Genomic DNA, 22,719 nt, shown 5'->3' with positions numbered 1-22,719 from the left:
CTGGCTTTAACGGGGTGGCAACTGCGCCAGGCGCTCAAGAATGTCGAGAACGACCATTCGTGGCGGCCGCTCATCGGTTTCCACCACCAGATCGGCGATTTCCCGATAAAGCGGGTCGCGCAGCGTCAGCAGGTCCCGCAGGGTTTTTGCCGGGTCGGCGGTGCGCAGCAACGGGCGATTGCGATCGCGAGCGGTGCGGCCCACCTGCTGCTCGACAGAGGCATGCAGATAAACCACGCGACCGCCAGCATGCAGCGCCCGGCGGTTCTCATCGCGCATCACCGCGCCGCCGCCGGTGGCCAATACCACGCCATCGCAGCCGCACAGCTCGGCAATCATCGCCTGCTCGCGGTCGCGAAAGCCCAGTTCGCCTTCCTTATCGAAGATCCACGGGATATTGGCGCCCGTGCGCAATTCAATTTCCTTGTCGGAATCTTTGAATGGCAGGCGCAGCTCTTTGGCCAGCAAACGGCCGATGGTGCTTTTTCCAGCCCCCATCGGTCCAACAAGAATCAAATTTCGCACAGAATCAACGACTCACAGCAATCGCCTGGTTATTCATAATACGCGGAGTCAGGAATACCAGCAGCTCGGATTTTTTCTCCGAAACCACATCCCGCCGGAAAAGGCGGCCAAGATACGGCACATCGCCCAAAAATGGCACTTTATCTACCACTTTGCTTTGGGTATTGGAGAAAACCCCGCCAATCACGATGGTCTCGCCGTCCTTGACCAGCACCTTGGCGTTGACCTCGTTTTTCTTGATCGGCGGCACGTCGTTGAGCTTGTTGAGGTAGTCGGGCTCATCCTTGGTGACCTTGACCTCCATGATCACCCAGCCATCCGGGGTGATTTGCGGGGTCACCTCCAGGGATAGCGAGGCCTCCTTGAATGACACCGAGGTGGCGCCAGTAGAACTGGACTCCTGGTAGGGAATCTCGGTGCCCTTGAGGATTCGCGCAGTTTCCTTGTCGGAGGTGACCACCTTGGGCTGCGAGACAATTTCCCCGTTGCCGGTTTTTTCCATGGCGGTGAGTTCCAGGTCCAGCAGCAGGTTATCGGTGATAAAGGCGACACCCAGGCCGGCACTGCCGTTGATCGAACCCAGATCGACAAACGGCGAGCTGGGCGCAGTCTCGGGCAGTTCAGCACCCTCTGCCAGCGGCTTCCTGATCCCGCCAGCGCTCCAGTTGCCGCGGTTGGCCTGCCCGCCCCAGCGCACGCCAAGGCTTTTGTCGTAATCCACATTGGCCTCGACAATCCGCGCCTCGATCATCACCTGGCGCACCGGAATATCCAGTTGCGCCACGATCCTGCGCAGTTCCTCCAGGCGCTCCTGGGTCTGGTAGGCGATGATGTTGTTGGTGCGGTCATCCACCGCCACTGAGCCGCGCTCGTCGGTTGCGCCCTCCAGGCCCACGGCAGACTGGAACAGCTTGGCCAGGTCCGCCGCCTTGGCGTAATTGACTTGCAGCAGCTCGCGACGCAGCGGCGCCAACTCCGTCATTTGCTTGCGCGACTCCAGCACCAGCAACTCGCGAGCGGCCAACTCTTCGGCCGGCGCGACCAGCAACACGTTGGCCGTTATACGCTTGCCCAGCCCCTTGGTTTGCAACACCAGGTCCAGGGCTTGATCCCACGGCACATCCTTGAGCCGCAGGGTGATCGAACCCTGCACCTCATCGCTGGCCACCAAGTTAAGGCCCGCCACGTCGGCAATCTGCTGCAGCACCGCACGCAGTTCGATGTTCTGGAAGTTGAGGGATAGCTTTTCGCCGCTAAACACCAAACGTTCAGTGCTCAGGGGCACATTGCCAGGTGGCGGCAGGTGGATCAGGTCGATTCGATTGGGCACAGCCATGACCATCGGTGCCGTGAACGCTATCCATAGCGCCACACCGAAGGACGAAAAAGTCCTTTTCATTGTTTGTTTCCGTTATGAGTTTACGTTCAGGGCCAGGGTTTGCGAGCGTTCCAGCCAGGCGCCCTGGCCATCAGGGAAAAGCTCGGCGAGTTCGACATGGGAGTCATGAATCGCCGTGATGCGCCCGTGGTCCGGGCCGAGGTAATCGCCGACTGCCAGGCGATGGATAGACGACGCCCCGCGCAACAGGGCGTAGGTCTGGGTACCAAGGGACAAGGTCCCAACCATCTCGAATTGCTCTACGGCGAAGCCTTCGAGAACGCCTCGGGGCCTGGTGAGATCAGGTCCGGCAGCCGGTCGCCCGACGGGCCTCACAAACTGGCCAGAGGGCGGCTGAAACGGATCACGCAGGGAGGCAAAATCGTAGGCAACTGGCTGTTGCGGCCTGGTTCCGGTGGGCGCCTGCGATGACTCCCGCAGATCATCACCCGCCTGGGGGTTGTAGCGATAAGTCTTGGCCACCAGGTTGAGGCGCAACACGGAAGGGTCGACATGACTGAGCGCCAAGTCATGCACCGTGACTATCCTGGGCAGGCCGGCCAAGCCATTGATCAACGCCGCCAGATCGTGAAAGGTCCCGGTAACGCCTATTTGCATGGGCGATTCGATAAACAGGTGTTGAGGTTGGTCATCCAGAAGTTCGATGGCCTCCAGCACCAGGCCATTGGCGGCACTCAGGTGGCTGATGTCCTCAAGCAGGCCAGGCACTTCGGCCTCTGCAGACAGTTGCCGCAACAGGTTGGCGAAGTTGCCTCGCATGGTTTCGAGTTCGCGAGCCTGAGACTCCAGGCCAGACGCCTGGCTGGTTTTCAGCGCAACCTGCCGCTCAAGCGCCACTTCCTGCGCTTCCAGCCGGCGCAATTGTTCCCGCGCTCCGCTCAGGTAGAAGGTATTGCCTAAAACCCACAGCACGCAGACAAGCGCGCCACCCAGCAATGCCTTGCCAGGCAGTGGCCAGTTGGCGGCGTTTCGGTAGAGTTGGGCGATGTCGAGTTCCGTCAGCCTGGCCAGGCCTGACGCCCCTCTCATTGGCGCACCTCAGGCGAATCACCATGGCGAACCGTCAGCTGAAAGCCATTATCGTCGCCATCCTGCGCGCCTCGAACCCGCTGAAGCCGGGGCGCCTGCAAGTCGTCGGCAGCCTCGAGATCCCGCATGAACCGAGCAATGTCCTGATTCGATTCGGCGGTGCCGCTGATCGAAACAGAACCACCGTCAACGCTCACTTCACGCAACTGCACACCGTCCGGCACCGCTCGGGCCAACTGGTCCAGCAACTGGGCGCTCGCCGAACGGTCGTCCTGCAAACCCTGCACAACCTTCATCCGCTCCATCAACTGCTGGCGCTGCTCATGCAACCCGTCAATGGCCTTGATCCTGGAGTCCAGCCCGGTAACAGCCTGGCTCATCTGGCTGTTGCGGGCCAATTGCCGATCAATCGCGCGGTCGATCACCTGGTCAGCCAGCCATACGGCGGCCAGCGCCACCGCCGCAGCCGCCAGCAAGAACACCAGGAAATACTTGCGCCGCCGCTCATTCCGTTCTGCGCGCCACGGCAGCAGGTTGATTCGTGTCATCAGTCGAAACTCCTCAGGGCCAACCCGCAGGCCACTCCCATCCCCTGGGCATCCACGGCCCATTGCGCGCCATCGACACGACGGCCCGGCGTGATGCTGCCCGAAGCCTGCCTGCCCGCGCGGTCCAATGCAAATGCTTCGACATCCACGATCCGCGTCGCCAGCCCGGCCAGGGCCAAAACCGCCTCACGGGCCTCCACCTGCTCCTTCAGGCAGGCGACAAGCAGCACGTCGATTCGTTTAGGGTCTCGGGCGGACGGAGCCTGTACCTGAAAGTCGATAGCCACATCCTGCAACGGATACGGAATGTACTGGTCCGCCTCCTCATGGATTCGACGCACCATTTCAGCCTCGGCGAGCCCGGCCTCCATCTCAAGTACACGTGTGATCACCGAAGGCCCGGCCACCGCCACCGCCGCATGCCTGAGTGATGTACGCGCCTGTGCCAGCGCCCGGGAAAGCGCCTGCGCGACAACATCAAAGTCCACCACGCTGCTGTCGACCACCGCGTGGGCCGGCAGCTGCTGCATGCCATAGGCCCGGACGCTGTAGCCGCTGACTGAAGCCTCCAGCTGCACTACCCTGACGCTGGCGTCATTGATATCCACGCCCAGGACAGCATCGGCTTTTCGCCTGAAAAATCCCTTTCTCATAAAACTCCCCAAAACTTTCCCTGTCTTACGGACTGATTGTTGCCAGGCTTCATGCATTCGGTCGGCTTGTATGAGCGGTGCGAATGACGCCCGAAGCCGAAAAATGCTTTAATGCCCAGCGTTTTTTCCCGCGTTTATCTGCTGGCCGGGTCGATCCACCGCTTGCCGTGCATGCCCCGACGCCTAACCCATTCTTTTCCTTGGAAATCCAAAAGCCTTGATTCGTCTGCTGAAGTTTTTCGGGTACTCCATTGTCGCGATCGTCTGCGGGCTGATGCTCGTGCTCAGCGGGGCTTATCTCTACCTTAGTCCGGGTTTGCCCTCCGTAGAGGCCCTGAGAAGTATCCAGTTGCAGATTCCTTTGCGGGTCTACAGCAGCGATGAAAAACTGATCGCGGAGTTCGGCGAAATGCGCCGCACCCCGATCCGTTTCGCCGACATTCCACCCAACTTCATCAACGCACTGCTGTCGGCTGAAGACGATAATTTCGCCAATCACTACGGCGTCGACCCAAGCAGCCTGGTGCGGGCAGCCACGCAGTTGGTAAAAAGCGGACACATTCAGTCCGGTGGCAGCACCATCACCATGCAGGTGGCGAAGAACTTCTTCCTCACCAGCGAACGCAGCTTTTCCCGCAAGGCCACGGAAATCCTCCTGGCGCTGCAGATCGAACGTCAGCTGACCAAGGACGAAATCCTTGAGCTGTACGTCAACAAGATCTACCTCGGCAACCGTGCCTACGGCATCGAGGCGGCCTCCCAGGTCTACTATGGCAAGTCGATTCGTGACGCCAGCCTGGCGCAGATGGCGATGATTGCCGGCCTGCCGAAAGCCCCTTCGCGCTTCAACCCGCTGGCCAACCCGGCGCGCAGTAAAGAGCGTCGCGACTGGATCCTGGGCCGCATGTACAAGCTGGGCAAGATCGACCAGGCGGCGTACGAAAGTGCCGTGGCCGAGCCGTTGAACGCCAGCTATCACGTGCCGACGCCGGAAGTGAATGCCCCGTACATCGCCGAAATGGCCCGGGCCGAGATGGTCGGCCGTTATGGCAGTGAGGCGTACACCGAAGGTTTCCGCGTAACTACGACTATTCCGAGCAACCTGCAGGAAATCGCCAACAAGTCGGTGCACGACGGCCTCGTCGCCTATGACCAGCGCCACGGCTACCGCGGCCCTGAATCGCGCCTGCCGGGCAAGACTCTCAGCGCCTGGACCGTCGAGCTGGGCAAACAGCGCCCGATCAGCGGCCTTGAGCCCGCCATCGTCACCCAGGTGAAGAAAGATGGCGTGCAGGTGCTGACCCGCACCGGCGAAGAACATGTGTCGTGGGACAGCATGAAATGGGCTCGCCCATTCCTGAACACCAACAGCATGGGCCCGATGCCCAAGCAGCCGTCGGACGTGGCGCAGGTCGGTGACCTGATCCGCGTACAACGCCAGAAAGACGACAGCCTGAAATTCAGCCAGGTGCCCGTGGCCCAAGGCGCACTGGTGTCGCTTGACCCGCAGAACGGCGCGATCCGCGCCTTGGTCGGCGGCTTCGCCTTCGAGCAGAGCAACTACAACCGCGCCACCCAGGCCAAGCGCCAGCCGGGCTCAAGCTTCAAGCCGTTCATCTACAGCGCCGCCCTGGATAACGGCTACACCGCCGCCAGCCTGGTCAACGATGCACCGATCGTGTTTGTCGACGAGTACCTGGACAAGGTCTGGCGTCCGAAGAACGACACCAACACCTTCCTCGGCCCGATCCGCGTGCGTGAGGCGCTGTACAAGTCGCGCAACCTGGTGTCGATCCGCCTGCTGCAGGCGATGGGCGTAGGCAAGACCATCGACTACATAACCCGCTTCGGCTTCAATAAATCGGACCTGCCGCCCAACCTGTCCCTGGCCCTGGGTACCGCCACGCTGACGCCGATGGAAATCGCCACCGGCTGGAGCACCTTTGCCAACGGCGGCTACAAGATCACGCCGTACCTGATCGACAAGATCGAAAGCCGCAGCGGCGAAACCCTGTTCACCGCCAACCCGCCGCGGGTACCGGGCGATGTGGTCAATGGCGTTGCAGCCACTGACGGTCAGGCAGCACCGACCAACGGCGGCATTACCATCGAGCCGACACCAGGCGAAGCCCCGGCAGCCGGCGCACCTGCCGCGCCACAAGCACCGGCCGTGGCCGAGCGAGTGGTGGATGGCCGTACCACCTACATCCTCAACAGCATCCTGGAAGACGTGATCAAGAAGGGTACCGGCCGCCGCGCGCTGGCCCTGGGCCGCGCTGACATCGCCGGTAAAACCGGTACCACCAACGAATCCAAGGATGCGTGGTTCTCGGGCTACAACGCCGACTACGTGACCACCGTATGGACCGGTTACGACCAGCCGGAAAGCCTTGGGCGCCGGGAGTTCGGCGGCACCGTCGCGCTGCCGATCTGGATGAGCTACATGGGTGCCGCGCTCAAGGATATGCCGCTGCATACCCAGCCTGAGCCGGAAGGCATCCTCAGCCTGCGGATCGACCCGGTCAGCGGTCGTGCGGCAGCGCCGAGCACGCCGAATGCGTACTTCGAACTGTTCAAGAGCGAAGACACGCCGCCATCGGTCAACGAGCTGGGCAACGGTGTTGCACCGGGCAGCCCGCTGCCAGCGGATGAGGCGGCACCGATCGACTTGTTCTAACGCAAATCCCCTGTGGGAGCGGGCTTGCTCGCGATAGCGGCGGGTCAATGACAGGTGTATTGACTGTCCTGCCCCCATCGCGGGCAAGCCCGGCTCCCACAGGGACGATGCAACACTCGGAACAATGTTTTAACCAGCCACAAAAAAGCCCCGGCTCGCAAGAGCCGGGGCTTTTTGTTGGTGCGCTACAACGGCTTAGCCGTTGAACACATCATCCACGCTTTGCAGCGGGTAGTGCTTCGGATACGGCAGGGTGGCCACACCGGTCTCGATGGCGGCTTTGGCCACGGCATCGGAGATCAGGGTGATCAGGCGCTTGTCCATTGGTTTCGGGATGATGTACTCACGACCGAATTCCAGCTTGATGCCGCCGTAGGCGTCGCACACTTCCTGAGGCACCGGCAGCTTGGCCAGTTCGCGCAGGGCGTTGGCGGCAGCCACTTTCATTTCTTCGTTGATGCGCTTGGCGCGAACGTCCAGGGCACCACGGAAGATGAACGGGAAGCCCAGTACGTTGTTGACCTGGTTCGGGTAGTCCGAACGGCCGGTGGCCATGATCACGTCGTTACGGGTGGCGTGGGCCAGTTCCGGGGAGATCTCCGGGTCCGGGTTGGAGCATGCGAACACGATCGGGTTGGCCGCCATGGACTTGAGGCCTTCGGCGCTCAGCAGGTTCGGGCCGGACAGGCCAACGAACACGTCTGCACCGTCGAGGGCGTCAGCCAGGGTACGCTTGGAGGACGGATGCGCGAACATCGCCTTGTACTGGTTCAGGTCGGTACGCTCGGACTGCACAACGCCCTTGCTGTCGACCATGTAGATGTTTTCCAGCTTGGCACCCATGCTCACCAGCAACTTCATGCAGGAGATGGCCGCAGCGCCGGCGCCCAGGCAAACGATCTTGGCTTCGCCGAGGGTTTTGCCAGCGATTTCCAGGGCGTTGATCATGCCGGCCGCAGTAACGATTGCGGTGCCGTGCTGGTCATCGTGGAAAACCGGGATGTCGCACTGTTCGATCAGGGCCTTTTCGATCTCGAAGCACTCAGGTGCCTTGATGTCTTCCAGGTTGATGCCACCGAAGGTGATGGAGATGCGCTTTACGATGTCGATGAAAGCCTGTGGGCTTTCGGAATCGACTTCGATGTCGAATACGTCAATGCCGGCGAAGCGCTTGAACAGCACGCCTTTACCTTCCATGACTGGCTTGGAAGCCAATGGGCCGAGGTTACCCAGGCCCAGGATCGCGGTGCCATCAGAGATCACTGCAACCAGGTTGCCTTTGCCGGTGTACTTGTAAGCCAGTTCAGGATCGCGGGCGATTTCACGTACGGGCTCGGCAACGCCAGGGCTGTAGGCCAGCGACAGGTCGCGGGCGGTGGCAGTGGCTTTGGTGAGCTCTACACTCAGCTTTCCTGGACGAGGATGGGCATGATATTCGAGAGCGGCAGTTTTCAAATCAGACATATCGGCATTCCGCTTTTACTGTTGGTCGACGGACCGCCGAGGATACTCGTGTCGCAAAGCCCCTACAAGACTGGGCAGTCACAGGTGTCAAGGGCCCTGCCCTACGACTTTTGGCCAAGAGCCACGGGATACAAGGGCTTAACTGTTCACAATCGTACGAAAAAATGTCTACAATTTTTTTCTTATGGTGCCGGTTGAAGCATGCCGGGATCGGTCAGTGGCAACAGCCAGCGTGCCTGGCCATTTTTCAGGCCGCCGCGTCGCGAGCGGTCCAGCACCCAGCCGCGGGCTTCGATGGACTGGCCCTGCAAACCCTTTAACAGCGAACTGTCGAACCGGTCCACCAGATTGGGTGCAATGCGTAATACCAGTGAATCCTGCAACTCAATCCAGATTCCACCCCGATTGCGCTCGATTTTGCTGACCCGGCCGCCGATTACGGCAAAGCCCGAGCGCTGGATTTTCGCCGCTTCTACCACCGGTGACTGGCGCCACAAGCCCAGCCGGGCCTGACGCGCGCTGCGTTCGGCGGCCTGCTGACAGGCAACCAACTCCACATTCGGTGCGACCGCCACCTGGAAGCCGAGGCCTTCGGCCAGCAACTGCGCCTCCAGATTCGCGCCGTTGGCGCCGTAGAGATGCGCCAGGGTGCGCCCGTAACGGTCCTTGCTCTCCCGGCCCGGCACCACGCCCACTCGCCCACCGCTCGCATCCACCAGGCTTTGCAGGCGCTCGCGGGCGGCCACGGCGAAGGGTTCGTCAGTGCGGCCCTGCTTGCCGGTTTCCGGGGCATTGACGCCGATCATGCGCACGCTGCGGCCGTCCTTCAGGCGCACGGTGTCGCCATCCACCACCCGCTGCACCTCGAACGTGGCAAGAGACGACAGCGCAGGGCAGAACACGTCGGCCTGGGCGGGCGCCAGCCAAATCGCAGACACAAAAAAGGCGCCCGCAAGGGACGCCTTTTTCATCAGCGAGGACAAGCCATACAGGCCATCCAAGCGGACCAGCCTTACTCGGCTTTAGGAGCAGCTTTAGCGCCGAAAGCACCGAAGCGGGTCTTGAAGCGATCAACACGGCCGCCAACATCCAGAGTCTTCTGCTTGCCGGTGTAGAACGGGTGGCACTCGTTGCACACGTCGATTGGCAGAGCTTTGCCGAAAGTCGAACGGGTTTCGAACTTGTTACCGCAGCTGCAGGTAACGTCGATGGCAACATAGTTTGGATGGATATCGGCTTTCATGGTGTATTCCTCAGGCTAGCGTGCCGCCAATCAACACTATTGTTGAATACCGCACGTAATTAGGCCGCGGATTCTACCAGACCTTTTTAAACGCGCAAGAAGCACTACGGCCCCTTTCATCAGAAAAGCGCGGCATACCAAGGCCCTGTGAGAGCCGGGCTTGCCCGCGATGCAGGCGCTGCGATCTCTCAGGTGCACCGTGTCGATACTATCGCGGGCAAGCCCGGCTCCCACATCCACCGCTGGTCTGCTAGGCTCGCGCCCTTCTTCGCCGCCCGTCATATGAGAACCCCCGCGTGCCCGACGCCATTTTGCGCCTCGCCCTGCCCTCGCCCCTGCGCCGCCTGTTCGATTACCGGGCACCTGCCGGCGTATTGCGGTCGCAGTTGCAGCCGGGCATGCGCGTACGGGTGCCGTTCGGCCGGCGGGAGATGATCGGCATCCTGGTGGAAGTCGCCGACCACAGCGAAGTGCCCGCCGAGAAGCTCAAGCCCGCGGTAGCGATCCTCGACAGCACGCCACCGCTGCCGCCCGCGCTGTTCAAGCTGTGCCTGTGGACTTCGCAGTATTACCAGCACAGCCTCGGCGATACGTTGAGCTGGGCGCTGCCGGTGCTGTTGCGCCAGGGCGAACTGGCCGAGGCGCGCCAGGAGCGTTTCTGGTCGATGGTGCCGGGCGCGCGCATGGACGACCCGCGCATCGCCCGCGCCCCGCGCCAGCGTGAAGCTCTGGCCACACTCGCCCAGCACCCCCACGGCGTCGCCCATCAACTGCTAAGCAAGCTGATGCTGAGCAAGGACAGCCTGGACTTGCTGCTGGCCAAAGGCTTGGTGCAGGTAGAAATCCGCAAGCACGCACCCGGCGAGCGCCACGAACACTGGCTGGCCCAACCGGAACTGCCGCTCAACCCCGAACAACGCGCCGCCTACGAGGCGATTCGCGCTGGTTTCGACAGCTTCCACGCGTTCCTGCTGGCGGGCGTCACCGGCAGCGGCAAGACCGAAGTCTATTTGCAGTTGATCCGCGAAACCCTCGAAGCCGGCAAACAGGCACTGGTGCTGATCCCCGAGATCAACCTCGGCCCGCAAACCCTGGCGCGTTTCGAACAGCGTTTCAACGCGCGCATCGCCCTGGTGCACTCGGCGGTCAACGACCGCGAGCGCCTGGAATCCTGGCTCGCCGCCCGGGATGGCGAGGCCGACATTATTATTGGAACGCGCTCGGCGCTGTTCACCCCGATGAAAAATCCCGGGCTGATCATCATCGACGAAGAACACGACGGCTCCTATAAACAGCAGGAAGGCCTGCGTTACCACGCCCGCGACCTCGCGCTGGTGCGCGCCCGCCAGGAAAACATCCCGATTGTGCTGGGTTCGGCCACGCCGTCCCTGGAAAGCCTGCACAACGCCTACACCGGGCGCTACGGCCTGTTGCGCCTCAATGAGCGTGCCGGCGGTGCCAAGCAGCCACGCTTCCTGCGCCTGGATGTGAAAAGTCGTCCACTGGACAGCGGCATTTCCGGTCCGATGCAACAAGCCATCGGCCAGACCCTCGCCGCAGGCCAGCAAGTGCTGGTGTTCCTCAACCGCCGGGGTTTTGCGCCGACGCTGCTGTGCCATGACTGTGGCTGGATGTCCGAGTGCAAGCGCTGCGATGCCCGAATGACCGTGCACCAGCGCTCCGGCGAGCTGCGCTGCCATCACTGTGGGCATGTGGAACGGGTGCCGCGTCACTGCCCGCAGTGCGGCAAAGTCGACTTGCGGCCAGTGGGCGCCGGCACCGAGCGCGCCGAAGAGCGGCTGGGCATTCTGTTTCCGGATTACCCGGTGCTGCGGGTCGACCGTGACAGTACCTCGCGCAAGGACGCGATGAATCAGCTGTTTGCCACCATCCAAAAAGGCCAGCCGTGCATTCTGGTGGGCACGCAGATGCTTGCCAAAGGGCATCACTTCCCACGGGTGACCCTGGTGTCGATCCTGGATGCCGACGGCGGGTTGTTCTCCGGGGATTTCCGCGCCAGCGAGCGCATGGCGCAGCTGATCGTGCAGGTCGCAGGCCGTGCCGGGCGGGCCGAAGAGCCGGGCAAGGTGATCATCCAGACGCACCTGGCCGACCATCCGTTGCTGATTCAACTGACAGAACAAGGCTACTTTGCCTTCGCCGAACAAGCCCTGAGCGAACGCCGCTCCGCCGGTTTGCCGCCGTTTGCGCACCTGGCGCTGCTGCGGGCCGAGGCGCACAAGCCGGGCCAGGCCGAAGGTTTCCTGGATGAAGCGTGCAGCGAGGCTGAACGTTTGCTGGGGGAACTGGGTCTGACCGGCATCGAATTGCTCGGCCCGGTACCCGCACCAATGGAGCGCCGCGCCGGGCGTTACCGCGCCCAGCTACTCTTGCAAGCCAGCGCCCGCGCCCCGCTGCATCGTTTATTAAGCAGCTGGTTACTTGCCCTGGAGCAAATGCCCAGCGGTCGCCAGGTGAGATGGTCGCTGGACGTAGACCCGGTAGATTTGTACTAAACCCCTGTGGCGAGGGAGCTTGCTCCCGCTGGGCTGCGTAGCAGCCCCAAAAAAGCCGGGAGCGCTACGCACTCCAGCGGGAGCAAGCTCCCTCGCCACAGCAAGCTCCCTCGCCACAGGTTAATCGTCCGTCAAGGTCCAGCGAAGGTTGGCAAGCCCGCCCTCGCCACGGATAATGCCCAGTTTTTCCACCTGCGCATCGCGCGCCACCGCTTGCGGTCGAAAGAGAACACGATGAAAGACACCATTCGCCAGCTGATCCAACAAGCCCTCACCCAACTCGTCAACGAAGGTGTGTTGCCTGAAGGCCTGACGCCGGCGATCCAGGTGGAAAATACCCGCGACAAGACCCACGGCGACTTCGCCAGCAACATCGCGATGATGCTGGCCAAGCCCGCCGGCCTGAAGCCGCGCGACCTGGCGGAAAAAATCATCGCCGCGCTGCCGGCCGACCCGCAGGTCACCAAGGCGGAAATCGCCGGCCCCGGCTTTATCAACTTCTTCCAGAACACCCAGGCCCTGGCTTCGCGCCTGGACGCGGCCCTGGCCGACGCCAAAATCGGCGTGCGCAAGGCCGGCCCGGCACAGCGCGTGGCAATCGACCTGTCGGCACCGAACCTGGCCAAAGAGATGCACGTGGGCCACCTGCGCTCCACCATCATCGGCGACGGCGTGGCGCGGGTCCTGGAGTTCCTCGGCGACGACGTGATCCGCCAGAACCACGTGGGCGACTGGGGCACCCAGTTCGGCATGTTGATGGCCTATCTGCAGGAAAACCCGATTACCAGCAATGAGCTGTCGGACCTGGAGAACTTCTACCGCGCCGCCAAGAAGCGTTTCGACGAATCCGAAGAATTCGCCGACCGCGCCCGTGGCCTGGTGGTCAAGCTGCAAGCCGGCGATGCCGAATGCCTGGAGTTGTGGGGCCGCTTCCGCGAGATCTCGCTGTCCCACTGCCAGGAAATCTACGAGCTGCTCAACGTCAAACTGACGATGGCCGACGTGATGGGCGAAAGCGCCTACAACGACGACCTGATCAACGTGGTCAACGACCTCAAGACCAAGGGCCTGCTGGTTGAGAGCAACGGCGCCCAGTGCGTGTTCCTCGAAGAATTCAAGACCGCCGACGGCGACCCGCTGCCGGTGATCATCGTCAAGGCCGATGGCGGCTATCTCTACGCCACCACCGACCTGGCCGCCGTGCGCTACCGCAGCGGCGTGCTGAAAGCCGACCGCGCCCTGTACTTCGTTGACCAGCGCCAGGCCCTGCACTTCCAGCAAGTGTTCGAAGTGGCGCGCCGCGCCGGTTTCGTGACCCACCCGATGCAGATGGAGCACATGGGCTTCGGCACCATGAACGGCGCCGATGGCCGCCCGTTCAAGACCCGTGACGGCGGCACCGTGAAGCTGATCGACCTGCTGAACGAAGCCCAGGACCGCGCCTACAACCTGGTTAAGGAAAAGAACCCGGAGCTGGCCGAAGCTGACCTGCGCAACATCGCCCGCGTGGTGGGGATTGGCGCGGTGAAATACGCCGACCTGTCCAAGCACCGCACCAGCGACTACAGCTTCAACTTCGAGCTGATGCTCAACTTCGAAGGCAACACCGCCCCGTACCTGCTGTATGCCTACACCCGGGTCGCCGGCGTGTTCCGCAAGCTGGGCAAGGACTTCAGCGAAGTCGAAGGCCAGATCAACCTTGAAGCACCGCACGAGCAGGAACTGGCCGCCAAGCTGGCGCAATTCGGCGAAGTGCTGAACAGCGTCGGTGAAAAAGGCACGCCGCATATCCTCTGCACCTATTTGTACGAAGTCGCCGGTTTGTTCTCCAGCTTCTACGAGAACTGCCCGATCCTGACCGCAGACGACGAAGCCCAAAAGCAGAGCCGCCTGCGCCTCGCCGCACTGGCAGGACGGACCCTCAAGCAAGGCCTGGAGCTGTTGGGCCTGGAAACTCTGGAGCGTATGTAAGTTGGCTGCCAAGAAAAAACCTGCACCCAAGCGCGGCGCCAGCCGCTACCAGGCACCGGCGAAGAAACCTATCCCGGGCTGGATGTGGCTGGCGATCGGCCTGACGGTCGGCGCCTTTGTGGTGTTCCTGATGAAACTGGACCCGGGCAAGGGCGATGACGTCAAACGGGTCAAGCAAGAGCAGCAGAAGGCTACGAAAATGGCCGAGGCGAACAAAACGCCACCTAGCCCGACTGCGCCCGTGAAGCCGAAGTACGACTTCTACACGCTGCTGCCGGAATCGGAAGTGATCGTGCCGCCGGACGCCGTGCCGGAGAAAACCTTGCCGACGCCGCAGCCTGTGCCGACCACACCGGTTACCCCGGCGGAAGCGGCGAAAATCGACACCGCACGGGCCCAGGCTGCACTGGCCGGGATTACCCCGCCGCCACCGCCGCCGGTTGCCACCACCAAGGCAGCGCCGGTGACCAAGTTCTTCCTGCAGGCGGGCTCGTTCCCGAAACAGGCGGATGCGGACCGCGTGCGGGCGCAGATTATTCTGCTGGGGCAGGCGGTGACGGTGGAGTCCGGGACGGTTAAGGATGCGACCTGGTATCGCGTGCTGGTAGGGCCGTTCAGCAACCGTGAACAGCTGACCGTGGCGCAGAAGCAACTGGCGGGCGCAGGGTTTAGCAACCTGTTGTTACAACAACGCCAAAGCCGCTGATTGCGCCTCGCCGAAACCCTGCAGGAGCCGGCTTGCCGGCGATGAGGCCTCTGAATTGTGTGTGATTCTTGAGGCCGCCATCGCTCGCAAGCCAGCTCCTACAGGACTCGCACCACTCGTCCGCCCTCCCGTCCTACAGTTGAAATCCCCCCCGCCACCCCCATATGAGTTCCATCAGGGCATTTTCGCCCCGCAGCGTGGAGACTCTCCCCTTGACCACCATCGTTTCAGTTCGCCGCCACGGCAAAGTCGTCATGGGCGGCGACGGCCAGGTTTCACTTGGCAATACCGTGATGAAAGGCAACGCGAAAAAAGTCCGTCGCCTGTACCACGGCCAGGTACTCGCCGGTTTCGCTGGCGCCACCGCTGACGCCTTTACCCTGTTCGAGCGCTTTGAAGGCCAACTTGAGAAGCACCAGGGCCACTTGGTCCGTGCCGCCGTCGAGCTCGCCAAAGAATGGCGTACCGACCGCTCCCTCAGCCGCCTGGAAGCCATGCTGGCCGTCGCCAACAAAGACGCCTCCCTGATCATCACCGGCAACGGCGACGTGGTTGAACCCGAAGAAGGCTTGATCGCCATGGGTTCCGGCGGCGGCTATGCCCAGGCCGCAGCCAGCGCACTGCTGAAGAAAACCGACCTGTCGGCCAAGGAAATCGTCGAGACTGCCCTGGGTATCGCCGGCGACATCTGTGTCTTCACCAACCACAACTTCACCATTGAGGAGCAGGACCTCGCCGAATAAGCCCCAGGCTTATTCCCGCTTGAGGACCGCCAATTACTATGTCCATGACTCCCCGCGAAATCGTCCATGAACTCAATCGCCATATCATCGGCCAGGACGATGCCAAGCGCGCCGTTGCCATCGCCCTGCGTAACCGCTGGCGCCGGATGCAACTGCCCGAAGAATTGCGCGTTGAAGTAACCCCCAAGAACATCCTGATGATCGGCCCGACCGGTGTCGGTAAAACCGAGATCGCCCGACGCCTGGCCAAGCTGGCCAACGCGCCGTTCATCAAGGTCGAAGCCACCAAGTTCACCGAAGTGGGCTACGTAGGCCGTGACGTCGAGTCGATCATTCGTGACCTGGCCGACGCGGCGCTGAAACTGCTGCGCGAACAGGAAATGACCAAGGTCAGCCATCGCGCCGAAGATGCCGCTGAAGAACGCATCCTCGACGCCCTGCTGCCACCGGCACGCATGGGCTTCAACGAAGACGCCGCGCCGAGCTCGGATTCCAATACCCGTCAGCTGTTCCGCAAGCGCCTGCGTGAAGGCCAGCTGGACGACAAGGAAATTGAGATCGAAGTCGCCGAAGTGTCCGGCGTCGACATCTCCGCACCGCCTGGCATGGAAGAAATGACCAGCCAGTTGCAGAACCTGTTCGCCAACATGGGCAAGGGCAAGAAGAAAAGCCGCAAGCTCAAGGTCAAGGACGCGCTGAAACTGGTGCGCGACGAAGAGGCCGGGCGCCTGGTCAATGAGGAAGAACTCAAGGCCAAGGCCCTGGAAGCGGTCGAGCAGCACGGCATCGTGTTTATCGACGAGATCGACAAGGTCGCCAAACGCGGCAATTCCGGCGGCGTGGACGTGTCTCGCGAAGGTGTGCAGCGCGACCTGCTGCCGCTGATCGAAGGCTGCACCGTCAACACCAAGCTGGGCATGGTCAAGACTGACCACATCCTGTTTATCGCTTCCGGTGCGTTCCACCTGAGCAAGCCAAGCGACCTGGTGCCGGAACTGCAAGGCCGTCTGCCGATTCGGGTGGAGCTGAAAGCGCTGACGCCGGGCGATTTCGAACGCATCCTCAGCGAGCCGCATGCGTCGCTGACCGAGCAATACCGCGAGCTGTTGAAAACCGAAGGCCTGGGGATTGAGTTCCTGCCGGATGGTATCAAGCGTCTGGCGGAGATTGCCTGGCAGGTCAACGAGAAGACCGAGAACATCGGCGCCCGCCGCCTGCACACCCTGCTTGAGCGCCTGCTGGAGGAAGTGTCCTTCAGTGCCGGCGACATGGCGGGCGCGCAGAATGGTGTGGCGATCAAGATCGACGCCGACTACGTCAACAGCCACCTGGGCGAATTGGCGCAGAACGAAGATCTGTCTCGTTATATCCTGTAGGTCATGTGAACCCCCTGTAGGAGCCCGGCTTGCCGGCGATGGCGATTTCAAGGTCGCCATCGCCGGCAAGCCGGGCTCCTACATGATCTGCTCGGATCCCGTCATGACCAAACTGCCTACCGCCATCAACCTGCACAAAGCCTCCAAGACCCTGGGCCTCACCTACGGCCCCGAAGAGGTCTATCAGTTGCCCGCCGAATTCCTGCGGGTGCACTCCCCCTCCGCCGAAGTCCAGGGCCACGGCAAACCGATCCTGCAATTCGGCAAGCTCAATGTCGGCTTGACCAAGATCGAACCCGCCGGCCAATACGCACTGAAATTGACCTTCGATGACGGTCATGACAGCGGATTGTTCACCTGGGACTACCTCTATCAACTTGCCGTGCGTCAGGACGCGCTGTGGGCGGATTATCTTGCCGAGCTGAAAGCCGCCGGAAAAACCCGCGACCCGAGCCAGTCGGTCGTGCGGCTGATGCTCTAGCTCAGGCCTTTTGCTCATTAGTGGGCATTTTCTAATTCCATCTGCTTGAATGCCCCTCTGTCGTGGCCAACGATTGGCCCGCTTGCGAAAAAAATTAAACTCGGGTAACCAATGGAACTGGCAAGTTCCCTGCATTTGACGATGCGGTATTAACGGTCACCCGAGCAGTAGTACCAGGCTGTGCTGTGTGGCAAGTAGTGGTACACAGCGGTACCCGGTACTCGTCTGTCGGACAATGGAGCGTCGTAGATGAGTAACAAGAACAACGATGACTTGAAACGCCAGGCCTCGGAAAACACCCTGGGGCTGAACCCGATCATCGCGTTACGGAAAAAGGATTTACTGGCATCCGCTCGGATGGTGCTGACCCAGGCCATCAAACAACCGTTGCACAGCGTCAAGCACGTCGCGCATTTTGGCGTCGAATTGAAGAACGTGGTGTTCGGCAAATCACAGCTGACACCCGAGGCCGACGACCGCCGTTTCAACGACCCGGCGTGGACCCAGAACCCGCTCTATAAACGGTACCTGCAAACTTATCTGGCGTGGCGCAAGGAGCTGCACGACTGGATCGGTGACAGCAACCTGTCGGAACACGACATCAGCCGCGGCCACTTCGTCATCAACCTGATGACCGAAGCCATGGCGCCCACCAACAGCGCGGCCAACCCGGCGGCAGTCAAACGCTTCTTCGAAACCGGCGGCAAGAGCCTGCTGGATGGCCTGTCGCATCTCGCCAAAGACATGGTGCATAACGGCGGCATGCCGAGCCAGGTCAATATGGGCGCCTTTGAAGTGGGCAAGAGCCTGGGCACCACCGAAGGCTCGGTGGTGTTTCGCAACGATGTGCTGGAGCTGATCCAGTACAAGCCGATCACCGAACAGGTGCATGAGCGCCCGCTGCTGGTGGTGCCGCCGCAGATCAACAAGTTCTATGTGTTCGACCTGTGCCCGGACAAGAGCCTGGCGCGCTTCTGCCTGCGCAATCACCAGCAGACGTTTATCGTCAGCTGGCGCAATCCCACCAAGGCCCAGCGTGAATGGGGCCTGTCGACTTACATCGAGGCGCTGAAAGAAGCGGTCGATGTGGTGAGCGCAATCACCGGCAGCAAAGACATCAACATGCTCGGCGCCTGCTCCGGCGGTATTACCTGCACCGCACTGCTGGGCCACTACGCGGCGCTGGGGGAGAAGAAGGTCAACGCCCTGACTCTGCTGGTGAGCGTACTGGACACCACCCTGGACACCCAGGTAGCGCTGTTCGTCGACGAGCAGACCCTGGAAGCGGCCAAGCGCCATTCCTACCAGGCCGGCGTGCTGGAAGGCCGCGACATGGCCAAGGTATTTGCCTGGATGCGCCCCAATGACCTGATCTGGAATTACTGGGTCAACAATTACCTGCTGGGCAACGAGCCGCCGGTGTTCGACATCCTGTTCTGGAACAACGACACCACCCGCTTGCCGGCCGCATTCCATGGCGACCTGATCGAACTGTTCAAGAACAACCCGCTGGTGCGCGCCAATGCCCTGGAGGTATGCGGCACGCCGATCGACCTGAAACAGGTCACCGCCGATATCTATTCCCTGGCCGGCACCAACGACCACATCACACCGTGGCAGTCCTGCTACAAATCGGCGCAGCTGTTTGGTGGCAAAGTGGAGTTTGTGCTGTCCAGCAGCGGGCATATCCAGAGCATTTTGAACCCGCCGGGCAACCCCAAGTCGCGCTACCAGACCAGCGACACAATGCCGGGCAAGGCCCTCGACTGGCAGGAGAACGCCACCAAGCACACCGATTCGTGGTGGCTGCACTGGCAGGCGTGGCAGGCGGAGCGGTCGGGCAAGCTGAAGAAAGCGCCGACAGCACTGGGCAATAAAGCGTACGCAGCGGCTGAAGCGGCGCCGGGCACTTACGTACACGAAAGGTAGGCTGGAACGGGATCAACTGTGGGAGCTGGCTTGCCTGCGATGGCATCAACTCGGTGTGCCAGATACACCGCGGCGCCTGCATTGCAGGCAAGCCAGCTCCCACACTGACCGTTTTCCGGCAGGGAAATAGCGCCATTTCACAGGGTACGAGCATGCCGCAACCGTTCATCTTCCGTACCATCGACCTGGATGGCCAAGCCATCCGCACGGCGGTACGCCCGGGCAAGCCTCACTTGACGCCGCTGCTGATTTTCAACGGCATCGGCGCCAACCTTGAGCTGGTGTTTCCGTTCGTCCAGGCCCTGGACCCGGACCTGGAAGTGATTGCCTTTGATGTGCCGGGAGTCGGCGGCTCGTCGACCCCCAGCCGGCCTTACCGCTTCCCTGGCCTGGCCAAACTCACCGCACGCATGCTCGATTACCTGGACTATGGCCAGGTCAACGCCGTGGGGGTTTCCTGGGGCGGGGCACTGGCGCAGCAGTTTGCCTATGACTACCCGGAACGCTGCAAGAAACTGATCCTCGCCGCCACCGCCGCCGGTGCCTTCATGGTGCCGGGCAAACCCAAAGTCTTGTGGCTGATGGCCAGCCCCCGGCGTTATATCCAGCCATCCCACGTGGTGCGCATTGCGCCGATGATCTACGGCGGCTCATTCCGTCGGGATTCGAAACTGGCCGCCGAACACGCCAGCAAAGTGCGTTCGGCGGGCAAGCTCGGTTACTACTGGCAACTGTTCGCCGGGCTTGGCTGGACCAGCATCCACTGGCTGCACAAGATCAAGCAGCCGACCCTGGTACTGGCCGGCGATGACGACCCGCTGATCCCGCTGATCAACATGCGCATGCTGGCCTGGCGCATTCCCAACGCCCAACTGCACATCATCGACGACGGTCATCTGTTCCTGATTACCCGGGCCGAGGCGGTGGCGCCGATCATCATGAAGTTTCTCCAGGAGGAACGCCTGCGGGCGGTGATTCACCCGCAACCCGCGCTTTAGACGGTGGCGGTCAGGACGACCGCACCGCGCAACTTGGCCAGAACCGACTATGGTTCTGAATTGGCGTGCTTGTTGATGGCTTGACGAAGGAGTGTTGGCGCATGCGAGAAAGACCCGTATCGAACCCGGTGCCCACACCCGCCGCGTTCATCAATATTGAAAGTGCGATCACCGGCCTGCGCGGCCGGGATCTGCTGTCGACCCTGCGCAGCGTCGCCGCACACGGCCTGCGCAACCCGGTGCACACCGCCCGTCACGCCCTGAAGCTGGGCGGGCAATTGGGCCGCGTGTTGCTGGGGGAAACGGTGCACGAGCCGAACCCGGCGGACAGCCGCTTCGCCGACCCCACCTGGCAGCTCAACCCGTTTTACCGGCGCAGCCTGCAAGCCTACTTGAGCTGGCAAAAACAAACCCGTCACTGGATCGACGACAGCAACCTCAGCGCCGACGACCGGGCGAGGGCGCACTTTGCCTTTGCCCTGCTCAACGATGCAGTGTCGCCGTCCAACACGTTGCTCAATCCGCTGGCAATCAAGGAGCTGCTCAACTCTGGCGGCAACAGTGTGGTGCGTGGCGTCAGCAACCTGTTCGACGACCTGCTGCACAATAACGGCCTGCCGCGCCAGGTCACCAAACAGGCCTTCGAAGTCGGCAAAACCGTCGCCACCACCCCCGGCTCGGTGGTGTTTCGCAATGAGCTGCTGGAGCTGATCCAGTACAAGCCCATGAGCGAAAAACAGTACGCCAAGCCGCTGCTGGTGGTGCCGCCGCAAATCAACAAGTACTACATTTTCGACCTGAGCCCGAACAACAGCTTCGTCCAGTTCGCCCTGAAAAACGGCCTGCAGGTGTTTATGGTCAGCTGGCGCAACCCGGACGTACGCCACCGGGAATGGGGCCTGTCCACCTACGTCGCCGCCCTGGAAGAAGCGCTGAACGTGTGCCGGGCAATCACCGGCGCTCGCGAGGTCAACCTGATGGGCGCCTGTGCCGGAGGCTTGACCATCGCCGCACTGCAAGGCCATCTGCAGGCCAAGCGCCAGTTACGCCGCATTTCCAGCGCCAGCTACCTGGTGAGCCTGCTGGACAGCCAGATAGACAGCCCGGCCACCCTGTTCGCCGACGAGCAGACCCTGGAAGCCGCCAAGCGCCGCTCTTACCAACAAGGCGTGCTCGACGGCCGGGACATGGCCAAGGTGTTCGCCTGGATGCGCCCCAATGACCTGATCTGGAATTACTGGATCAACAACTATCTGCTGGGCAAGGAGCCGCCGGCGTTCGACATCCTGTACTGGAACAACGACAACACCCGCCTGCCCGCCGCGCTGCATGGCGACCTGCTGGACTTCTTCAAGCACAACCCGCTGAGCCATCCCGGTGGCCTGGAAGTCTGCGGCACACCCGTCGACTTGCAGAAGGTCACGGTGGACAGCTTCAGCGTGGGCGGGATCAACGACCACATCACACCGTGGGATGCGGTGTACCGCTCCACCCAGCTGTTGGGCGGCGACAAGCGCTTCATCCTGTCCAACAGCGGGCATATCCAGAGCATCCTCAACCCGCCGGGCAACCCCAAGGCCAACTACGTCGAGAACCTCAAGCTGAGCAGCGACCCCCGCGCCTGGTACTACGACGCCGATCACGTCGAAGGCAGTTGGTGGCCCAACTGGCTGGCATGGATCCAGCAGCGCTCCGGCGTGCAGCGCGAAACCCTGACCGCCCTGGGCAACCAGAATTACCCACCGATGGAAGCGGCCCCAGGCACCTATGTGCGAGTCCGCTGAGCCCAACGACGATTTTAAGAAGACTGGATGAAGACCCGCGACCGTATCCTTGAATGTGCCTTGCAGTTGTTCAACCACAAGGGCGAGCCGAACGTGTCGACCATGGAGGTGGCCAATGAAATGGGAATCAGCCCCGGCAATCTCTATTACCACTTCCATGGCAAGGAGCCGCTGGTGCTCGGGCTGTTCGAGCGCTTCCAGGCCGAGTTGGCGCCGTTGCTCGACCCACCCGAGGACGCGCAGCTGGCGGCCGAGGATTACTGGCTGTTTTTGCACCTGATCGTGGAGCGCATGGCGCACTATCGGTTTCTGTTCCAGGACTTGTCGAACCTGGCGGGACGCTTGCCGAAACTGGCCAAGGGTATTCGCAACCTGCTGACGGCGCTCAAGCGCACGCTGGCCTCATTGCTGGCCCGGCTCAAGACCGACGGGCAATTGGTCAGTGACACCCAGGCGCTGGGGCAATTGGTGGAGCAGATCACCATGACCCTGCTGTTTTCCCTGGACTACCAGCGGATTATCGACCGGGAGGGCGAGGTACGGGTGGTGGTGTACCAGATCATGATGCTGGTGGCCCCGCATTTGCTGATGCCGGCGAGGCTGGCGACGGAGCGTTTGGCGCTGCGTTACCTGGACGACTCGGACTAACAAACACCCCAATCAATGTGGGAGCTGGC

Annotated in this window: 19 protein-coding genes; 11 read left to right on the top strand and 8 right to left on the bottom strand. The window is 61.9% G+C overall.

The window, feature by feature from the left end; all coding sequences use genetic code 11:
• Nucleotides 1-6: 6 nt before the first annotated feature.
• The 5 genes from aroK to pilM form a co-directional block, all read right to left on the bottom strand.
• Complete coding sequence (gene aroK / locus HX875_RS01670; protein WP_003209345.1) at nt 7-525, bottom strand: shikimate kinase AroK; 519 nt, start codon at nt 523-525, stop codon at nt 7-9.
• A 4-nt stretch (nt 526-529) separates the two neighbouring features.
• Nucleotides 530-1,867, bottom strand: a complete 1,338-nt coding sequence (locus HX875_RS01665; protein WP_177041521.1) for a type IV pilus secretin PilQ — start codon at nt 1,865-1,867, stop codon at nt 530-532.
• A 69-nt stretch (nt 1,868-1,936) separates the two neighbouring features.
• Nucleotides 1,937-2,953 carry a pilus assembly protein PilP gene (locus HX875_RS01660; RefSeq protein ID WP_177041118.1) on the bottom strand — a complete coding sequence of 339 codons (1,017 nt, stop codon included), beginning with the start codon at nt 2,951-2,953 and terminating at the stop codon, nt 1,937-1,939.
• Nucleotides 2,950-3,501: a PilN domain-containing protein gene (locus HX875_RS01655; RefSeq protein ID WP_177041116.1), complete on the bottom strand. Its 552-nt coding sequence runs from the start codon at nt 3,499-3,501 to the stop codon at nt 2,950-2,952. Before HX875_RS01655 ends, HX875_RS01660 begins: the two co-directional genes overlap by 4 nt.
• Nucleotides 3,501-4,154 carry a type IV pilus biogenesis protein PilM gene (gene pilM, locus HX875_RS01650; protein ID WP_177041114.1) on the bottom strand — a complete coding sequence of 218 codons (654 nt, stop codon included), beginning with the start codon at nt 4,152-4,154 and terminating at the stop codon, nt 3,501-3,503. Before pilM ends, HX875_RS01655 begins: the two co-directional genes overlap by 1 nt.
• Before the next feature lie 220 nt (nt 4,155-4,374).
• Between pilM and HX875_RS01645 the strand changes: the two genes are divergently transcribed.
• Nucleotides 4,375-6,831, top strand: coding sequence for a penicillin-binding protein 1A (locus HX875_RS01645; RefSeq protein WP_371317248.1), 2,457 nt, complete (start codon nt 4,375-4,377; stop codon nt 6,829-6,831).
• A 195-nt stretch (nt 6,832-7,026) separates the two neighbouring features.
• Here HX875_RS01645 and HX875_RS01640 read toward each other — a convergent pair whose 3' ends face one another.
• The 3 genes from HX875_RS01640 to rpmE all read right to left on the bottom strand — a co-directional run bounded on the left by HX875_RS01640 (nt 7,027) and on the right by rpmE (nt 9,538).
• Entirely contained in the window at nt 7,027-8,295 is a 1,269-nt protein-coding gene (locus HX875_RS01640; RefSeq protein WP_177041112.1) for a malic enzyme-like NAD(P)-binding protein, read from the bottom strand.
• A gap of 182 nt (nt 8,296-8,477) precedes the next feature.
• Nucleotides 8,478-9,266, bottom strand: coding sequence for a thermonuclease family protein (locus HX875_RS01635; RefSeq protein WP_177041519.1), 789 nt, complete (start codon nt 9,264-9,266; stop codon nt 8,478-8,480).
• Nucleotides 9,267-9,307: 41 nt separating this feature from the next.
• Nucleotides 9,308-9,538 carry a 50S ribosomal protein L31 gene (gene rpmE, locus HX875_RS01630; RefSeq protein ID WP_003209330.1) on the bottom strand — a complete coding sequence of 77 codons (231 nt, stop codon included), beginning with the start codon at nt 9,536-9,538 and terminating at the stop codon, nt 9,308-9,310.
• A 296-nt stretch (nt 9,539-9,834) separates the two neighbouring features.
• On the opposite strand from rpmE, the gene HX875_RS01625 reads away from it, so the two are divergent.
• The 10 genes from HX875_RS01625 (at nt 9,835) to HX875_RS01580 (ending at nt 22,690) form a co-directional block, all read left to right on the top strand.
• Nucleotides 9,835-12,054, top strand: coding sequence for a primosomal protein N' (locus tag HX875_RS01625; RefSeq protein WP_177041111.1), 2,220 nt, complete (start codon nt 9,835-9,837; stop codon nt 12,052-12,054).
• Between the two features lie 234 nt (nt 12,055-12,288).
• Complete coding sequence (gene argS / locus HX875_RS01620) at nt 12,289-14,025, top strand: arginine--tRNA ligase (protein ID WP_177041110.1); 1,737 nt, start codon at nt 12,289-12,291, stop codon at nt 14,023-14,025.
• A 1-nt stretch (nt 14,026) separates the two neighbouring features.
• Nucleotides 14,027-14,731: an SPOR domain-containing protein gene (locus tag HX875_RS01615; protein ID WP_177041109.1), complete on the top strand. Its 705-nt coding sequence runs from the start codon at nt 14,027-14,029 to the stop codon at nt 14,729-14,731.
• 212 nt (nt 14,732-14,943) lie between these two features.
• Nucleotides 14,944-15,474: an ATP-dependent protease subunit HslV gene (hslV, locus tag HX875_RS01610; protein ID WP_177041108.1), complete on the top strand. Its 531-nt coding sequence runs from the start codon at nt 14,944-14,946 to the stop codon at nt 15,472-15,474.
• Between the two features lie 38 nt (nt 15,475-15,512).
• Nucleotides 15,513-16,850: an ATP-dependent protease ATPase subunit HslU gene (hslU, locus tag HX875_RS01605; RefSeq protein ID WP_177041107.1), complete on the top strand. Its 1,338-nt coding sequence runs from the start codon at nt 15,513-15,515 to the stop codon at nt 16,848-16,850.
• Nucleotides 16,851-16,953: 103 nt separating this feature from the next.
• The gene (locus HX875_RS01600) at nt 16,954-17,331 is read left to right on the top strand and encodes a gamma-butyrobetaine hydroxylase-like domain-containing protein (RefSeq protein ID WP_177041105.1); all 378 of its coding nucleotides are present in this window, start codon (nt 16,954-16,956) and stop codon (nt 17,329-17,331) included.
• Nucleotides 17,332-17,580: 249 nt separating this feature from the next.
• Nucleotides 17,581-19,260 (top strand): class II poly(R)-hydroxyalkanoic acid synthase, encoded by a 1,680-nt coding sequence (gene phaC, locus HX875_RS01595; protein WP_177041103.1) that lies wholly within the window; start codon nt 17,581-17,583, stop codon nt 19,258-19,260.
• A gap of 152 nt (nt 19,261-19,412) precedes the next feature.
• Nucleotides 19,413-20,258, top strand: a complete 846-nt coding sequence (gene phaZ / locus HX875_RS01590) for a poly(3-hydroxyalkanoate) depolymerase (RefSeq protein ID WP_003209316.1) — start codon at nt 19,413-19,415, stop codon at nt 20,256-20,258.
• Between the two features lie 101 nt (nt 20,259-20,359).
• Nucleotides 20,360-22,042 carry a class II poly(R)-hydroxyalkanoic acid synthase gene (gene phaC, locus HX875_RS01585; protein WP_177041100.1) on the top strand — a complete coding sequence of 561 codons (1,683 nt, stop codon included), beginning with the start codon at nt 20,360-20,362 and terminating at the stop codon, nt 22,040-22,042.
• Between the two features lie 27 nt (nt 22,043-22,069).
• Nucleotides 22,070-22,690 (top strand): TetR/AcrR family transcriptional regulator, encoded by a 621-nt coding sequence (locus tag HX875_RS01580; protein ID WP_177041099.1) that lies wholly within the window; start codon nt 22,070-22,072, stop codon nt 22,688-22,690.
• Nucleotides 22,691-22,719 lie beyond the last annotated feature (29 nt).

The sequence above is a fragment of the Pseudomonas yamanorum genome (genome assembly GCF_013386765.1).
GTDB classification, from domain to species: domain Bacteria; phylum Pseudomonadota; class Gammaproteobacteria; order Pseudomonadales; family Pseudomonadaceae; genus Aquipseudomonas; species Aquipseudomonas yamanorum_A.
This window is presented reverse-complemented; position numbering and strand designations above follow the sequence as displayed.

Coding starts and splice junctions, on each gene's coding strand:
- HX875_RS01635 (WP_177041519.1), bottom strand. CDS start 9,266: ATGAAAAAGGCGTCCCTTGCGGGCGCCTTTTTTGTGTCTGCGATTTGG.
- HX875_RS01660 (WP_177041118.1), bottom strand. CDS start 2,953: ATGAGAGGGGCGTCAGGCCTGGCCAGGCTGACGGAACTCGACATCGCC.
- phaC (WP_177041100.1), top strand. CDS start 20,360: ATGCGAGAAAGACCCGTATCGAACCCGGTGCCCACACCCGCCGCGTTC.
- pilM (WP_177041114.1), bottom strand. CDS start 4,154: ATGAGAAAGGGATTTTTCAGGCGAAAAGCCGATGCTGTCCTGGGCGTG.
- phaC (WP_177041103.1), top strand. CDS start 17,581: ATGAGTAACAAGAACAACGATGACTTGAAACGCCAGGCCTCGGAAAAC.
- HX875_RS01640 (WP_177041112.1), bottom strand. CDS start 8,295: ATGTCTGATTTGAAAACTGCCGCTCTCGAATATCATGCCCATCCTCGT.
- argS (WP_177041110.1), top strand. CDS start 12,289: ATGAAAGACACCATTCGCCAGCTGATCCAACAAGCCCTCACCCAACTC.
- HX875_RS01600 (WP_177041105.1), top strand. CDS start 16,954: ATGACCAAACTGCCTACCGCCATCAACCTGCACAAAGCCTCCAAGACC.
- rpmE (WP_003209330.1), bottom strand. CDS start 9,538: ATGAAAGCCGATATCCATCCAAACTATGTTGCCATCGACGTTACCTGC.
- hslU (WP_177041107.1), top strand. CDS start 15,513: ATGTCCATGACTCCCCGCGAAATCGTCCATGAACTCAATCGCCATATC.
- HX875_RS01665 (WP_177041521.1), bottom strand. CDS start 1,867: ATGGTCATGGCTGTGCCCAATCGAATCGACCTGATCCACCTGCCGCCA.
- HX875_RS01655 (WP_177041116.1), bottom strand. CDS start 3,501: ATGACACGAATCAACCTGCTGCCGTGGCGCGCAGAACGGAATGAGCGG.
- HX875_RS01580 (WP_177041099.1), top strand. CDS start 22,070: ATGAAGACCCGCGACCGTATCCTTGAATGTGCCTTGCAGTTGTTCAAC.
- phaZ (WP_003209316.1), top strand. CDS start 19,413: ATGCCGCAACCGTTCATCTTCCGTACCATCGACCTGGATGGCCAAGCC.